The sequence below is a fragment of the Brucella sp. JSBI001 genome (assembly GCF_026014005.1).
GTDB lineage: Bacteria > Pseudomonadota > Alphaproteobacteria > Rhizobiales > Rhizobiaceae > Brucella > Brucella anthropi.
Map to the genome: position 1 here is coordinate 4,022,774 of NZ_CP110339.1, position 15,007 is coordinate 4,037,780.

Here is a 15,007-nt window from a genome sequence, read left to right on the forward strand (position 1 = left end):
TTCAAAGCGCCTTCACGACAAGGTTTTTAGCTGCCGCCTGAGCCAGCCTGTTGACCAGCGGATAACGGAACGGCTTGGCAGAAATCTCGAACTGGTCGCCAGCTTCCGTCTTCACGCCTTCTGAGAAAGACAAGGTTGCCGTGCCAAAGAAATGAACATGAATGTCGCCCGGACGGCGGAACAGCTCATATTTGAAATGATGGTGTTCCAGATTGGCGATCGTATGTGACATGTTCGCTTCACCCGAAAGGAACGGCTTTTCAAAGATCACCTGATCGCCGCGACGAATGCGCGAAACGCCCTCCACATGGTCAGGCAACGCCCCCACATATAGCTCCGGCCCCAACGCGGCCTGACGCAGCTTGGAATGGGCAAGCCAGAGATAGTTCTGCTTCTCGGTCACATGATCGGAAAATTCATTGGCAAGGCAGAAGCCAAGCCGGAACGGCGTACCATCCAGGCCAATCAGGTAGATGCCTGCCAGCTCCGGCTCTTCGCCACCATCCTCGGCAAAGGAAGGCGAAACCAGTTCGCCGCCGGTTGCCACCAGCGCCGAACCGTCACCCTTGTAGAACCATTCCGGCTGCACGCCGGTTTCACCCGGCTTCGGTTTGCCGCCTTCGACACCCATCAGGAACATGCGCATGGAGTCGGTCGGCTTTTCAGCAGACTGCGCGGCCTTATGCATCTTGTCGCGACCGTCGGCGGAGCCAAGATGTGTGAGGCCCGTGCCGGCAACAATCAGATGTGCCGGATCGGCATGGGTGATGGGCAGACCGACGCGACCAGCCGCCAGGGCAGCGTCTATATCGACGGCTTCGCCCTTGCCGCTGCGTACGACTTGTTCCTCAAGGCTGATACCCGCTGCAATGGCTGCCGAGGCTAGCTCATAGGTCGTTGCTACGCCCTTGACGACATGCGCCGCTCCCTCCTCACTGCAGGCAGCCACACGCATTTCTCCGCTTTCATCGCGGAACTGGACCAGACGCAACATTAAACCTCCCATTTTCCGCATACCCGTTGCGGAATTCACCCCGACCGCTTGAGAAACGCCATAAGACGCCAATTTACGGCTCGTGTTATTAATATGACTATTTTGCCGTAACCCGCTTTGTCAAGCAAGCAGACGCCCCCACCGGGGCAGTTCGCGAGCCCTGCCCCTCCCGCACGAATACAAGCCTTTGTTTATATATATAAATAGCAATATTGCGCGTTTGTCGCACCGGCATTTTATTGGGAAACGTCGAAAGGCTCTTGCCATAAAGTAATATTATATGCTTCATAAATGCGAAGGCCGGGAGGGCCTTATTGGGAGGAACCATCATGAAACGCACATTGACGGCCCTGACGGCCGCATTTTCTTTTGCCCTGATTTCGAGCGCATCTGCTGCATCGCTGACGGTTGGCTTTTCGCAGATCGGTTCGGAATCGGGCTGGCGTGCTGCAGAAACGGCCCTGACCAAGCAGGAAGCCGAAAAACGCGGCTATACGCTCAAGTTCGCCGATGCACAGCAGAAGCAGGAAAACCAGATCAAGGCCGTTCGTGGCTTCATCGCTCAAGGGGTTGATGCAATCCTGATCGCACCGGTGGTCTCCACAGGTTGGGACGCCGTTCTGAAGGAAGCCAAGGAAGCCGAAATTCCGGTCGTCCTGCTCGACCGCCAGATCGATTCTCCGGAAGACCTTTATCTGACCGCCGTAACCTCCGATCAGGTTCATGAAGGCAAGGTGGCCGGTGACTGGCTGGTGAAGGATGTGGGCGACAAGCCGTGCAATGTGGTCGAGCTTCAGGGCACCACCGGTTCCTCGCCCGCCATCAACCGCAAGAAGGGTTTTGAAGACGCCATCAAAGGTCATGACAACATCAAGATTTCCCGCTCGCAGACGGGCGACTTCACCCGCACAAAGGGCAAGGAAGTCATGGAAAGCTTCATCAAGGCCGAAGGCGGCGGCAAGAATATCTGCGCCGTCTATGCCCATAATGACGACATGGCTGTCGGCGCCATTCAGGCAATCAAGGAAGCTGGCTTGAAGCCGGGCACGGAAATCAAGATCGTGTCGATCGACTCCGTGCCGGACATCTTCCAGGCCATGGCGAACGGCGAAGCCAACGCGACCGTCGAACTGACGCCGAACATGGCAGGCCCGGCCTTCGACGCGATTGAAGCCTTCAAGGACAAGGGCACCGTTCCGCCGAAGTGGATCCAGACGGAATCGAAGCTCTACACGCAGGCTGACGATCCGAAGGCCGTCTACGAAGCCAAGAAGGGTCTCGGTTACTGATCCTCTCGTCCTCGGGCCGCGTTTGTCGCGGCCCGGAATGACCTTTGCAAAATGCAATGGAAGACTGCCATGGCTGCAAAAGACGCTCCATCGGCGGCCGCTATGCCGCTTCTTGAAGCCCGTTCGATCACCAAATCCTTTCTGGGCGTGACCGCGCTCGACCATGTCGATTTCACGCTCAACCGCGGGGAAATCCATGCATTGCTCGGCGAAAACGGCGCGGGTAAATCCACGCTTATCAAGATATTGACCGGCGCTTACCACGGCTTCGGTGGTTCGATCCTGCTTGAGGGCCAGCCGATTGCGCCTGCCTCCGTGGCAGAGGCGCAGACATTTGGCATCGGCACGGTCTATCAGGAGGTCAACCTTCTCGAAAATCTGACGGTAGCAGAAAACCTGTTTCTGGGACGCCAGCCGAAACGTTTCGGACTGGTCGACCGGGGCCGGATGGAAAAAGATGCGACGAACCTTCTTTCCCGCTATGGCCTCACCATCGATGTCGGCGTGCCTCTGTCCGCCTATTCAGTCGCCATCCGCCAGATCATCGCGATTGCACGTGCCGTCGATCTCTCGGGCAAGGTGCTCGTCCTTGACGAACCGACCGCCAGTCTCGATGCACGCGAAGTCGAAATGCTGTTCGGCGTGCTGCGCCAGTTGAAGGCAGAAGGCCTCGGCATCATCGTCATCACCCATTTTCTGGATCAGGTCTACGCCATCGCCGATTGCGCCACCGTATTGCGCAACGGACGGCTGGTCGGCAGCCGCAACCTGTCGGAACTGCCGCGCACCGATCTCATTTCCATGATGCTCGGCCACCAGCTGCAGGAGACTGTGCGCCGCCAGCTGACCGAGGAAGTAAGCCGCGACACGATTGCCCCGATCCGTTTTGCAGGCTTCGGCAGACAAGGCAGCGTTGCGCCGTTCGATCTCTCGATCAAGCCGGGAGAAGCCGTTGGCATTGCCGGGTTGCTCGGTTCCGGCCGCACCGAAACCGCGCTGTTGATGTTCGGTGTCGATCAGACCGATAGCGGCACCTTGACCGTCGACGGCAAGGAAACGAGGCTCCCCTCGCCCGTTGCGGCCATTGCGGAACGCTTCGCCTTCTGCCCGGAAGAACGCAAGACCGACGGCATCATTGGCGATTTCTCGATGGCGGAAAACATCGCGCTGGCGGTTCAGGCGAAGCGCGGCTGGTCCAGACCGATTTCATCGCGCGAGAAGACGGCGCTTGCGCAGCGTTACATCAAGGCGCTCGATATTCGCCCGCCCGATCCTGACAAGCCGATCAAGTTTCTGTCCGGCGGCAACCAGCAGAAAGCCATACTGGCACGCTGGCTTGCCACCGATCCCCGCCTGCTGATCCTCGATGAGCCGACGCGTGGCATCGATATCGGCGCCCATGCTGAAATCCTGAAGCTCATCGGCGAACTTTGCGCTGAAGGCATGTCGCTGGTCATCATCTCGTCGGAATTCGAGGAGCTTGCCGCCGTTGCCAATCGCGTCATCGTCCTGTCCGACCGTCGCCATGTGGCGGAACTGAAGGGCGAGGAAATCACTGCCGACAATATCGTGCGTGCAATCGCTGAGACCGGAAGCGAAAAGGAAGCTGCAGCATGATTGCCCGCATGACCAGAAAACTCAAAAGACTGGCGCCGCAACTGGCCGCCCTTGTGCTCATTCTGGTGGCGAACACCGTCATCGCGCCTGGCTTTCTCGACATCTCGTTCCAGAACGGACGGCTTTATGGAAGCCTGATCGATATTCTGGTGCGCGCCGCACCCGTCGCCATTCTGGCTGTCGGCATGACACTGGTGATCGCAACGCGCGGCATCGATCTGTCAGTCGGTGCCGTCATGGCGATCAGCGGTGCTTTTGCCGCCTCACTCATCGTCGCGGGCTATCCACTTGCAATCGTCATTCCGGCAGCGCTTGGCGTCGGCCTTCTGTGTGGCTTGTGGAACGGCTTTCTGGTTGCGGTCTTCGATATCCAGCCGATCATCGCGACGCTTATCCTTATGGTGGCAGGTCGCGGCATCGCACAGCTTATCACCGAAGGCGCGATCCTGACCTTCAACAATGATTCCTTTGCGGCGCTTGGCTCCGGCTCCTTCCTCGGCGTGCCTGTTCCAGTCCTGATATGGATTCTGGCCGGTCTGGTCGTGGGCCTCGCAGTGCGTACCAGTGCGCTTGGCTTCCTGATCGAGGCGACCGGCATCAACCGTCGCGCAGCGATGCTGGCAGGGGTCAAGGCACGCTTTCTCCTGTTCAGCGTCTATGCGGTTTCCGGCGTCGGCGCTGCCCTTGCAGGGCTTATCGCGGCGGCGGATATTCGCGGCGCAGATGCCAACAATGCCGGGCTGTGGCTTGAACTCGACGCGATTCTGGCGGTCGTCATCGGCGGCACCTCGCTTAATGGCGGGCGTTTCTCGATCATGGCCTCGCTGCTCGGCGCGCTCATCATCCAGTCGATCAACACAGGCATTCTGATGGCGGGCTTTCCGCCGGAATTCAACCTCATCATCAAGGCCGTCATCATCGTGATCGTGCTCACCTTCCAGTCGCCGGCCATTGTCCAGCTCATTACCTTCCTGCGCTCGGAACGCAAGGGCAATGGAGCCAATCCGGTCCGTCAAAGCCAGCAGGGAGCACGGCAATGAGAGCACTGCGCAATCTGCCCTTCCTGACGACGGTTGCAATCTTCCTGCTCGCCTATGCGATCTGCATCGTCCAGTTTCCGAACATGCTGTCGACACGGGTAATCGGCAATCTTCTGACGGACAACGCCTTCCTCGGCATAGCCGCCGTCGGCATGACATTCGTGATCCTTTCCGGCGGCATCGACCTGTCGGTCGGCTCGGTCATCGCCTTCACCAGCGTTTTCGTTGCCGTGATGGTCGGGCAGCTCGGCGTGCATCCGCTCGTGGCATTCGGCCTCGTTCTTGTGATCGCTGCATTGTTCGGGGCGTGGATGGGCATGATGATCCATTTCTTGCGGATCCCGCCTTTCGTGGCCACACTTGCGGGCATGTTTCTGGCTCGCGGTGCGGCATTCCTCATCTCGACGCAATCCGTGCCCATCGCGCATCCGTTTCTCGATACATTGCAGGGGCTTTATTTCCGCCTGCCGGGCGGCGGCAGGCTGACATTCATCGCCATGCTCATGCTCGCGGTCTTCATCGTTGGCGGCATCATCGCCCATCGCACGCGCTTCGGCGCCAATATCTACGCGCTTGGCGGCAACCAGCAGTCGGCGGAGCTGATGGGCGTTCCGATTGCCCGCACGACAATCGGCATCTATACGATGTCGGGTATCCTTTCCGGCCTCGCCGGGATCGTCTATACGCTTTATACTTCGTCCGGCTATTCGCTCGCGACGGTTGGGGTAGAACTGGATGCCATCGCTTCGGTGGTGATCGGCGGGACATTGCTGACAGGTGGCGCAGGCCTTGTGGCCGGAACATTCGTCGGCATTCTCATACAGGGGCTGATCCAGACATACATTGTTTTCGACGGAACGCTGTCTTCCTGGTGGACGAAAATAGCAATCGGTATATTGCTGTTCCTGTTCATTGCTCTGCAACGAGGACTTGCGTGGTTCTCGGATCTAAGGCGCATCCCGAAAAGTGGGAACCGGTTTTCGGGCAAGATGCGCATTGAAACAAATAGCTAGCCAGGCAACGAATGAAGGAGGCCTGAATTGGGATTGCTGGAAACGGCCATAACCGGACGCAAGCGCCATAACAGCCACGCTGTCGTGGTGGGTGAACTGGGCCGCGGCATCGTCGCGGGAACCATTCCTGCAGGGTCCATCCTTCCGGGCGATCATGAATTGTCGCTGCGCTTCGGCGTTTCCCGCACCGTTCTGCGCGAGGCGATGAAAACCCTTGCCGCCAAGCGCCTCATCGAACCCAAGGCCAAGGTCGGCACCCGTGTTCTGGGCCATGCGAGCTGGAATTTCTTCGATCCCGATGTGCTGACATGGCGCTTCGAGGCAGGCTTCGATGAAGTCTTCGTGGACCATCTGGCGGAAATGCGCATGGCACTGGAACCGGCAGCCGCAGCGGCCGCGGCTGAACGCGCCACCAGTGACGAGATTGTCGAGCTTTACGCGCTCGCCGCCAAGTTTGACGATCCGAACCACACGCCGGAGTCCATCGCCAAGGTTGATCTGGAATTCCATCTGGCCATTGCGCGCATGTCCGGCAATCCGTTCATGCGCTCGGTCAGCGGATTGATCGAGGCGGCGCTGGCAATCTCGTTCCAGCTTTCATCACCCGCCTCATCGCGAGAAGGCATTGCCGAATGCGCGGCCAATCACCTGCGCATTGCCCACGCCATTGCATCGCGTGATCCACAAAAAGCACGTCTGGCCATGGAAAGCGTTATCAAGCTCGGCGTCGATCGTATCCGCGATGTGATCTGAGCATTTCCAGCAAAAGTGGGAGCCGGTTTTGCGTTCGGAAATGCGGTAACAAAGAGACAGAGCGGTTCTTACGGTTCTATCATACAAGAACCACTCTGAAGGTTACGATACCTTCAGATCAAACTGCGGCTCGCCGCGCAGCGTATTACTGACCGTGCAGATTTCCTCAGCCATTTCGGCGAGACGATGCTTTTCGTCGTCGGTGAGGTCACCGCCGAAATGGAAGGTGATGTTGAACCGTTCGATACGCGACGGTCCTTCATGCGCCTTGTCGCCCTTCACTTCCACCCGCACATCGGTCAGCTTTTCCCTTAGTTCGAGCTTCGTTGCGGCGATACGAGCGCTCAACGCCATGCAGGCCGCAACCGACGAATAGATGAGATCGAGCGGATTGAAGCCCGCTTGACTGACACTCGTAACGAGCTCGACCACGCCGCCGGTCGGCGTGGTGATGACAGGCAGCTTTCCATGCTGCATTTCGGCGACGGCACCCGTCTCGCGGGTTCTGACTTTCAGTTCGCTCATTCCTGAATTCTCCTGTAGTCCACATGCCGTGCCAGCCAGCAGCCGACGGTCATGCCTGTTATCTCGCCTTTGGCGTCACGATGGAAGACAAGTTTCCATTCGCCCGGCGACGGCGCGTCCATCGAGCGCTGCACCGGCAGCAGCCAGACATGCGGTCCTGCCTCATAGAGCGAATACATATCGCTCTTGCCGAGAAATCCTTCAAAGGCCCCGTAAAAAGCGCCGCCCTCATTGACGATCAGAAGATCGGCCTCAAGTTCGTCGCTGCGATAACGTCCAGCAATATCCTGCTTCGCCGCGCCTTTCAGGCGCTGCATTGTCAGGCTCAGATTTTCATCCTCGCGCGCCAGATGGATCGTGTCGCCATCGCGGCGGATCGTGGTCATCGCGGAACGCGCCTCGTTCTCGCCTATTACGTCCATGATTTCCGGGCCGGTGCCGAAACGTGCCTTCATGCGTCCGCGTCCGGCATCTTCAAGGCTCAGCACGAGACCGGTTTCATGGTCGAGCCATGAGCCGAACCATGCGGCATCGGCTTCAACGCGAACCTGTTCCGATGTCGGAACGCCAAGCGCAATATTCATCAGCTTGAAGGCGACGTCGGAAGCTCCGCCTTCAAAATTGAACATGGCGATTGTCGAGAGGCGCTCATCGGCGCAATGCCAGCGCTGGCAGCGCCAGCCGCGCAAAGCCCCGCCATGGCCGGTCAGTCGCTTGCCGCCTGTTTCCTCGAATTTAAGGCCGAGGCCGTAGGGAGCAGCAGCACCGTCGCTGAAAGTCTGAGGACCGCTCAGGCGACGATAGATTCCGCTTTCGTCGTCGCCGGTCGCATCGATGAACTGCTCCCAGGCAATCATGTCGTCCAGCGACGCGCAGATGCCGGCATCGCCCATCCAGTGGATGCGATTGACGGCAGGCAGGAAGCCGCGCACCGTATCGCCCTCATAGCCAATGCATTCATCGAACAGCGCGGTATCGGGAATAAGTTCTGCGGTCTTCATGCCCGCCGGCTGGAAAATGCGTTCCGACAGAAGTTCGATAAGCTTCCGGCCTGTATGCTGTTCGATCAGATCAGCCAGAATGCGGAAATTGCCGTTGCAGTAGGAATAATGCGTGCCCGGTGCAAAATGCGTGGTCTTCAGGCGGCGCAGCAGGCTTTGTGCCTGTTCGGGCAGAAAGACGCCTTCCGGATCGGCCCCGCACAGAACCGTCAGCGCCCAGTAATCGCGCAGGCCCGACTGGTTGTTGCACAGATCGCGCACGCTGGGACGCTTTTCAGCAAACTTGTCGAGATAGGCGGCAAGCGCATCATCAAGAACTTCCGGCTCGCCGACACTGTCGAGCAGAACGGCGCAGGTGAACTGCTTGCTGACCGAACAGATCGGCATGCGCGTTTCGGGCGTCATCGCCTTGCGAGTGGAAAGATCGGCAAAGCCCCATGCATGGCGCAGCACGACCTTGCCATCTTTCAGCACCGCGACCGCACCACCCGGTCCCTTATAGTGCTGCGGAATGGTGCGAACGAAGGTTTCAAGCGCGGAAAGATCGAATTTTGACATGATGCTCAGGCGACTCAGATGAAAATCAACAGCCGCCACGAGGCATCATTTTGTCCGTTCGATCAAGGCCATGGCCGCATGCGGATTATGCGCCTTATAGCCGCTGATCACATAGAGATAGACATCGCGGGCGATATGGTCCGCAACAGGCGGCGTCACGGTCTTCAACCCTTCAGCGGGTTCTCCCGCTGCTATCGCCTTGGCGCGTGCAGCCCACTGATCGAGATGACTTTCACCATAGCCAAGCGGCTCGCTTTCCTTCGTTCCCATGATGCGAAGATAGGCGAAAGGTGCGGTCATATCGGCGAATTGCGGAAAGTCGCTGTCGCCTGCAATCACCACCGCTACGCCATATTCGCGCAGCAAGGCGATGAAGTCCGGTGAATTGAAACTGTCGTGGCGCACTTCCACCGCATGACGCACATCGCGCCCGTCGACACGCTTCGGCAGAAGCTTCAAAAACGCCTCGAAGTCCACGGGGTCGAACTTCTTCGTTCCCATGAATTGCCAGTTGACCACGCCGAGCTTGTCCTTCAGTTCCATCATGCCGCCGGTCATGAACCGTTCAATGCTCTCACCCGCCTCCGCCAGGACACGGCGATTGGTGGAAAAACGCGGTGCCTTCAGCGAAAACACAAAGCCTTCCGGCGTTTCATCGTGCCATTTGGCGAAGGTCGTGGGTTTCTGCGGACCGTAATAAGTGCTGTTGATCTCGATGGATGTGAGCTTGCTCGATGCATATTCAAGCTGGCGCTTCTTCGACAGTTTTTCAGGATAGAAGCTCTTGTCCCACGGTTCATAGGCCCATCCGCCAATACCGACGCGGATCTTACCCGTGTTTTCCCTGGCCATCGCCATTCCTCCATACCGGTGCATCATGAGTTCATACAGTTTAGTCATGATGTTTAATCTGTATTCGCACCGCTGGCTATGTTCATATCAGCGTGCTTGACTGGGAGGAGAAGCAGGCGGCTGAACGTAAACTTTGCCGCGAGACTGAGGTTTATGCACCTGTCGGCCATTTGGGTGCGTCTGACCATGAGTTCCCGTTCCCCCAACACATGGATTGTCCCGGTTTTCGGGAGGATCTTTTTGAAAAGAGGCGGAGAAACCGTCCTTGCAAGGCGCGCCGGAATGGCGAGCGAGACATGGTGAGATTGAGGAAATGCATACAATGACGAGCAAACCCAATGCCCGTACCGGAGGCCAGATTTTGGTGGATGCGCTGCGCATCCACGGCACCGACCGGGTCTTCTGCGTCCCCGGCGAGAGCTATCTCGCCGCGCTTGACGCCTTTCATGATTCCAGCGACACGATTGACCTGATCGTCTGCCGGCAGGAAGGCGGCGCGGCCTATATGGCGGAAGCCTATGGCAAGCTGACCGGCAAGCCGGGCATCTGCTTCGTCACACGCGGTCCCGGCGCAACAAACGCCTCTGTCGGTGTGCATACAGCTTTTCAGGATTCGACACCGATGCTGCTCTTCATCGGTCAGGTCGCCAGCGATCAGGTCGAGCGCGAGGCATTTCAGGAAATCGATTATCGCCGCATGTTCGGCCAGATGGCCAAATGGGTCGTCCAGATCGACGATGCCGCCCGCATTCCGGAACTGGTCAGCCAAGCCTTCCACCGCGCCGTCAACGGTCGCCCCGGCCCGGTCGTGATCGCCCTGCCGGAAGACATGCTGACATCCTATGCCGCCGTCAGCGACGCACCAGCCTTTAAACAGGTTCAGATGCATCCAGGTGCCGACCAGTTGCAGGACATGCAAGCGCTTCTTGCAAAGGCCGAACGGCCTCTGGTGATCGTCGGCGGTGGCGGCTGGAATGCGAGAGCCATCAGCGATCTGCGGAAATTTGCCGAGAACATGCACCTGCCCGTCGCGGCATCCTTCCGCTGCCAGGACATGTTCGACAACACTCACCCGCTCTATGCAGGCGAAATGGGAACCTCGATCAGCCCCAAGCTGGCGCAGCGCGTGCGCGATGCCGATCTGCTGATCGTAATCGGTGCCCGCCTCGGCGAAATGACGACACAGGGCTACGAACTCGTCTCCATTCCGGTGCCACAACAGAAGCTCGTCCATATCCATCCGGGGGCGGAGGAACTGGGCCGCGTCTATCATGCAGACGTTCCGGTCAATGCTTCCATGCCTGCCTTCTGTGCGGCAGCAGCAAAGCTTGCGCCGGTTGCTGATCCGCGCTGGAAATCATGGACCGACAGCGCCAATGCCGATTACCGCGACAACATCAAATCGCCGGTCATCCCCGGTGATGTGCAGATGGGCGAAGTGATGGAGTGGTTGCGCGCGCATCTGCCAGCCGACGCCATCATCACCAATGGCGCAGGCAACTATTCCGCCTGGCCGCATCGCTTCTACCAGTACCGTACCTATCGCAGCCAGCTGGCTCCCACCAACGGCTCGATGGGCTATGGCGTACCGGCTGCGGTCGCGGCCAAGCTCACCGCGCCGGAACGCACGGTTGTTGCCTTTGCAGGTGACGGCTGCTTCCTCATGAACGGACAGGAACTGGCAACGGCGGCGCAATATGGCGCCAATGCCATCTTCATCGTCGTCAATAACGGCATGTACGGCACCATCCGCATGCATCAGGAGCGCACCTATCCGGGCCGCGTTTCAGGCACCGGCCTCGCCAATCCTGACTTCGCAGCGCTTGCCCGCGCCTATGGCCTGCATGGCGAAGTGGTGGAAAAGACGGCTGATTTTGCACCGGCCTTCGAGGCTTGCGAAAAGTCCGGCAAGCCGGGCCTCATCGAAATCCGCATCGATCCGGAAGCGCTTTCACCGAAGATGAGCCTCAGTCAGATGCGCGAGCAGGGTCTGGCCAAGCAGCGATAGACGGACGCCAATAAAAAAGCACGCTTTCTTCTCGGCCAAGAAGGAAGCGTGCAAAAAGACATTTTCAATCACAACGCCCCCCGGCGTATCTATGATCCGGTGCAAGGGGGTGTACCGCACCGATAAAATGCCTTTCGGTCGCCGGAACGAGTGTCCCGGCAATCCCAAGATCAGGCCTGCGCTTCTCCACAGATCTGCTGTTTGTCGAGCGCCTCGATCATCAGCTCCACCGCTGACGAGATCGGCGCGACAATCGGAATATCGAAGCCGCCACGCAGTTGTTCCGCAGCTTCCCCGAGCGGCCCACCGCCGATGATGACCGCTTCGGCTCCATCCATGATGCAAAACCGCACCGCCGCTTCCAGTTCTGTACGCAGACGCGCGCCATCGCGCGCCAGTTTCTCAGGGTCTCCGGGCGTGCAGCGAATACCCGTATAAAGATGCGACAGGCCTAGGCTTTCCGCCCGCGCCGCTATTGCATCGGCAAGATCCGGCGTTACCGTCGCAATGCCGAACCGTCGTCCATTCCGTGTTGCCTCGACCATCGAGGCCTCACAAATGCCGAGAACCGGTACGGCCAGGCTTTCCTGCAAATGCACGACACCGGGATCGCCATAAGCGCTGACAATGACCCCGATGCAGTTTGAATTCTGCCCCCTGCCGATTTCTATGACCTGCGCCGCTGAAGCGTGCAACTGCTCGTCATTGACGATCATCGAAGGGCTGCGTGTCGCAGTGGCGGCTTCGATCCGAAGCCGCCCGTTCGCCTTCCGCCTGGCAATATCGAGCATCATCCCGCTCGTTGCCTCTGAGCTGTTTGGATTGATCAGCAGGACATAGGGGGATGATGCAGTCATGTTCAGGCCTGTTCTTTAGCAGTTTTTGTGAAATCGACCGTCGGCTCGTCGGCTTCCGCCGGCTGCGTCAGGTCTTCCATGGACCGACCATAGGTTTCCGGCCCAAGCTGGATGCAGAATGCGAAGATGGCATACATCGATGCGGCAAGGCCGAAGACACCGAGCATTCCGTATGTGTCGAACAAGGCACCCGCAATCGTTGGTACGAAGGATCCGGCAGCCGAACCGCTCGCGAGGATGAGTGCCACACCGAAGCCGCGGATACGGGTTGGATAGAGTTCCGGCGCGTAAATCCAGATCGACGTGTTGAGCAACAGGACGAAGAACTGGAACAGCGCTCCGAAGAACAGCACCAGATAGATGTTCGTGCCCAGATAGATGATCGAAAGCGCTGCGGCACAGGCACAGACCGCACCCAGGCTGAGAACTTTCTTGCGCGGAAAGTAATAGCCGAATGCCGATGCTGCAATGGCACCGAGCACGCTGCCGCTCTGGATGATCATGCTGTAAAGAAGGCTGCCCGAAAGCGTGTAGCCCATCGAAACGAAAATCATTGGCATCAGCGTCAGGACGGAAAGCTGTGCGCCGTAGCTCATCAGGATCGCGATCGCCACAGGGACGGTGCGGCCAAGATAAGGCGCCTGGAACAGTTCCCTCCAATTGCCCTTGACAGGCTTGGTGTCACTGTCTTCCGACTTCGACAGATATTCAGTGACTTTCAGGTTCTTGGGTCGGAGTGATCCGGACGCCAGAATGGAAAGTACCTTGTTTGCTTCGTCGATCTTGCCTTGCGAGGCCAGAAAACGCGGTGTTTCCGGCACGTAACGGCGAAAGAAAACAACGAGGAAAGCGGGGATCGCCAGAACGGCGAAGAGCCAGCGCCAGTTGTCGTCGCCCGGAAAGAGCGTGAAAACCAGCAGGCCGAAAGCCGGGGCGAGGAAGTTGCCGAAACCGCCTGCGCCGACATTGACGAGACCGGCTGCAGTTCCACGGAACTTCGGCGAACAGAATTCGGCAAGCATCGTAACGGCAGTCGAAATTTCGCCGCCGACACCAAAGCCGACAATGGCGCGTGCGAGACAGAGCCAGCCGAAGCTCGGTGCGAGCGCACAAAGTGCGGAACCGACGGTGAAGAGAAGAAGATTGATCGTCAGCATGACACGGCGGCCGTACCGGTCGCCAAGAATGCCGGACAAGAGACGGCCAATGGCCGCGCTTGCGAAAGTGATGGTATTGAGGAAGCCGATATCGGCGCCCGACAGACCCCATTGTTCGCGAAGGATCGGCCCGACGAGGCCAATCGTGTTCTGCTCGAAACTGTCAAAGAGACAGCCGATCAGGATCAGCGCGAGAATCTGCTTGTGCGCAGTTGTCACGCCGATATTTCCCAATGCATTTTCCATCTGCTTGATGGCCGGTGACGTCGCACCGGATTGTATCATTTGTTCCCCTGCCATAACGGTCCAACTCCCATGATATTAGCCGTATGAAATTATTTTTTCATAATCAAACATCAGAAAATCAATTTTTACAAGCAATTTTTTATCGTTTATTTTCAGATAGATAATCTGCTCAAAGCTTAGGCGAAAAAGATGCAAAATAGTCAAAAGCTGCTAATAGTTAGGCAATCTGAAAATATGATTTCATCAGGCGGCACATGAAACCCACCGAAAAGTCCTTTCTGACCCGCGTAAGAGACGTGATGGACGAACTGCCGCCAGCCGAAAAAAGGCTGGGTGAATTCGTATGTGATTTTCCAGGGGAACTGGCGAGCTATTCGGCGTCGGAACTGGCAGCTCTCGCCCATGTTTCCAACGCGACCGTGACGCGTTTCGTACAGCGCCTCGGTTATGACACCTATGAAGAATCCCGACGCCATGCCCGTGAGGAAAAACAGACGGGATCGCGTCTGTTTCTGTCGAGTGCCACCGATGCGGAGAGCGGCCAGTCCCTGTCGTCGCATGTCGGTCAGGGCATCGCCAATCTGGAAAAGACCTTTCTTTCAATACGCGAAACACAGATCGATGCCGTTGTGGAAGCAATGCTCGGCGCACGCAAGACATGGGTATTCGGCTTTCGCAGCAGCCAGCCTTTTGCGGCCTATCTGCAATGGCAGATGATACAGGTGGTGGACAATATCGTTGCGGTTCCCGGACCGGGCCAGACACTTGGCGAATATATTGCCAGCATCAGCCCCGACGATATGGTCATCGTCTTCGCGCTTCGCCGCCGTATTGCAAAAATGGACGACATCCTTGCCGCCATCGAAAAGCGTGGTGCGAAACTTCTCTACATCACCGATGAAGGCGCGCCGTTCCGGGCTTCCGCGCAATGGCATTTTCATTGCCAGACACTGGCGCCCGGCCCGTTGTTCAATCACGTTGCGGTCATGGCGCTCTGCCATTTATTGACCACGCGGGCCATTGAAAAAGCAGGCGCTTCCGGACGAAAGCGCCTGCGTGATATCGAAGCCTCCGGCGACCTGCTCGAAGAGCTGTAA

Annotated in this window: 13 protein-coding genes; 7 read left to right on the plus strand and 6 right to left on the minus strand. The window is 58.1% G+C overall.

Annotation, left to right across the window (positions count from 1 at the left end; all coding sequences use genetic code 11):
• Window position 1 precedes the first annotated feature (1 nt).
• Window positions 2–994, minus strand: coding sequence for an AraD1 family protein (gene araD1 / locus LJ361_RS19170; RefSeq protein ID WP_010659488.1), 993 nt, complete (start codon window positions 992–994; stop codon window positions 2–4).
• A gap of 329 nt (window positions 995–1,323) precedes the next feature.
• On the opposite strand from araD1, the gene ytfQ reads away from it, so the two are divergent.
• The 5 genes from ytfQ to LJ361_RS19195 all read left to right on the plus strand — a co-directional run bounded on the left by ytfQ (window position 1,324) and on the right by LJ361_RS19195 (window position 6,706).
• Entirely contained in the window at window positions 1,324–2,283 is a 960-nt protein-coding gene (ytfQ, locus tag LJ361_RS19175; protein WP_010659486.1) for a galactofuranose ABC transporter, galactofuranose-binding protein YtfQ, read from the plus strand.
• A gap of 69 nt (window positions 2,284–2,352) precedes the next feature.
• Window positions 2,353–3,900: a sugar ABC transporter ATP-binding protein gene (locus tag LJ361_RS19180; RefSeq protein WP_010659485.1), complete on the plus strand. Its 1,548-nt coding sequence runs from the start codon at window positions 2,353–2,355 to the stop codon at window positions 3,898–3,900.
• A complete protein-coding gene (locus LJ361_RS19185) occupies window positions 3,897–4,940 on the plus strand; it encodes an ABC transporter permease (RefSeq protein ID WP_010659484.1) in 1,044 nt (347 codons plus the stop codon). Before LJ361_RS19180 ends, LJ361_RS19185 begins: the two co-directional genes overlap by 4 nt.
• Entirely contained in the window at window positions 4,937–5,953 is a 1,017-nt protein-coding gene (gene yjfF / locus LJ361_RS19190) for a galactofuranose ABC transporter, permease protein YjfF (protein WP_010659483.1), read from the plus strand. Before LJ361_RS19185 ends, yjfF begins: the two co-directional genes overlap by 4 nt.
• Window positions 5,954–5,980: 27 nt before the next feature.
• Window positions 5,981–6,706 (plus strand): FadR/GntR family transcriptional regulator, encoded by a 726-nt coding sequence (locus LJ361_RS19195; protein ID WP_010659482.1) that lies wholly within the window; start codon window positions 5,981–5,983, stop codon window positions 6,704–6,706.
• A 102-nt stretch (window positions 6,707–6,808) separates the two neighbouring features.
• On the opposite strand, the gene LJ361_RS19200 is transcribed toward LJ361_RS19195, so the two are convergent.
• Genes LJ361_RS19200 through LJ361_RS19210 form a run of 3 tightly spaced genes read right to left on the minus strand, consistent with a single transcriptional unit; the run spans window position 6,809 to window position 9,642 of the window.
• The gene (locus tag LJ361_RS19200; protein WP_010659481.1) at window positions 6,809–7,231 is read right to left on the minus strand and encodes an OsmC family protein; all 423 of its coding nucleotides are present in this window, start codon (window positions 7,229–7,231) and stop codon (window positions 6,809–6,811) included.
• A complete protein-coding gene (locus LJ361_RS19205; RefSeq protein WP_010659480.1) occupies window positions 7,228–8,790 on the minus strand; it encodes a D-aminopeptidase in 1,563 nt (520 codons plus the stop codon). Before LJ361_RS19205 ends, LJ361_RS19200 begins: the two co-directional genes overlap by 4 nt.
• Window positions 8,791–8,835: 45 nt before the next feature.
• Entirely contained in the window at window positions 8,836–9,642 is an 807-nt protein-coding gene (locus LJ361_RS19210; RefSeq protein ID WP_010659479.1) for a DUF72 domain-containing protein, read from the minus strand.
• A 322-nt stretch (window positions 9,643–9,964) separates the two neighbouring features.
• Between LJ361_RS19210 and LJ361_RS19215 the strand changes: the two genes are divergently transcribed.
• Window positions 9,965–11,650 carry a thiamine pyrophosphate-binding protein gene (locus LJ361_RS19215; protein ID WP_010659478.1) on the plus strand — a complete coding sequence of 562 codons (1,686 nt, stop codon included), beginning with the start codon at window positions 9,965–9,967 and terminating at the stop codon, window positions 11,648–11,650.
• 170 nt (window positions 11,651–11,820) lie between these two features.
• Here the strand turns inward: LJ361_RS19215 and LJ361_RS19220 are convergent, their stop codons facing one another.
• Window positions 11,821–12,507: an aspartate/glutamate racemase family protein gene (locus tag LJ361_RS19220; protein WP_010659477.1), complete on the minus strand. Its 687-nt coding sequence runs from the start codon at window positions 12,505–12,507 to the stop codon at window positions 11,821–11,823.
• A 2-nt stretch (window positions 12,508–12,509) separates the two neighbouring features.
• Window positions 12,510–13,964, minus strand: a complete 1,455-nt coding sequence (locus LJ361_RS19225; RefSeq protein WP_010659476.1) for an MFS transporter — start codon at window positions 13,962–13,964, stop codon at window positions 12,510–12,512.
• Window positions 13,965–14,164: 200 nt separating this feature from the next.
• Here LJ361_RS19225 and LJ361_RS19230 point away from each other — a divergent pair, with 200 nt between their 5' ends.
• On the plus strand, window positions 14,165–15,007 hold the full coding sequence (locus tag LJ361_RS19230) for a MurR/RpiR family transcriptional regulator (protein WP_010659475.1): 843 nt from the start codon (window positions 14,165–14,167) through the stop codon (window positions 15,005–15,007).

Coding starts and splice junctions, on each gene's coding strand:
- LJ361_RS19220 (WP_010659477.1), bottom strand. CDS start 12,507: ATGACTGCATCATCCCCCTATGTCCTGCTGATCAATCCAAACAGCTCA.
- LJ361_RS19210 (WP_010659479.1), bottom strand. CDS start 9,642: ATGGCCAGGGAAAACACGGGTAAGATCCGCGTCGGTATTGGCGGATGG.
- LJ361_RS19230 (WP_010659475.1), top strand. CDS start 14,165: ATGAAACCCACCGAAAAGTCCTTTCTGACCCGCGTAAGAGACGTGATG.
- ytfQ (WP_010659486.1), top strand. CDS start 1,324: ATGAAACGCACATTGACGGCCCTGACGGCCGCATTTTCTTTTGCCCTG.
- LJ361_RS19205 (WP_010659480.1), bottom strand. CDS start 8,790: ATGTCAAAATTCGATCTTTCCGCGCTTGAAACCTTCGTTCGCACCATT.
- yjfF (WP_010659483.1), top strand. CDS start 4,937: ATGAGAGCACTGCGCAATCTGCCCTTCCTGACGACGGTTGCAATCTTC.
- araD1 (WP_010659488.1), bottom strand. CDS start 994: ATGTTGCGTCTGGTCCAGTTCCGCGATGAAAGCGGAGAAATGCGTGTG.
- LJ361_RS19180 (WP_010659485.1), top strand. CDS start 2,353: ATGGCTGCAAAAGACGCTCCATCGGCGGCCGCTATGCCGCTTCTTGAA.
- LJ361_RS19215 (WP_010659478.1), top strand. CDS start 9,965: ATGACGAGCAAACCCAATGCCCGTACCGGAGGCCAGATTTTGGTGGAT.
- LJ361_RS19200 (WP_010659481.1), bottom strand. CDS start 7,231: ATGAGCGAACTGAAAGTCAGAACCCGCGAGACGGGTGCCGTCGCCGAA.
- LJ361_RS19185 (WP_010659484.1), top strand. CDS start 3,897: ATGATTGCCCGCATGACCAGAAAACTCAAAAGACTGGCGCCGCAACTG.
- LJ361_RS19225 (WP_010659476.1), bottom strand. CDS start 13,964: ATGGCAGGGGAACAAATGATACAATCCGGTGCGACGTCACCGGCCATC.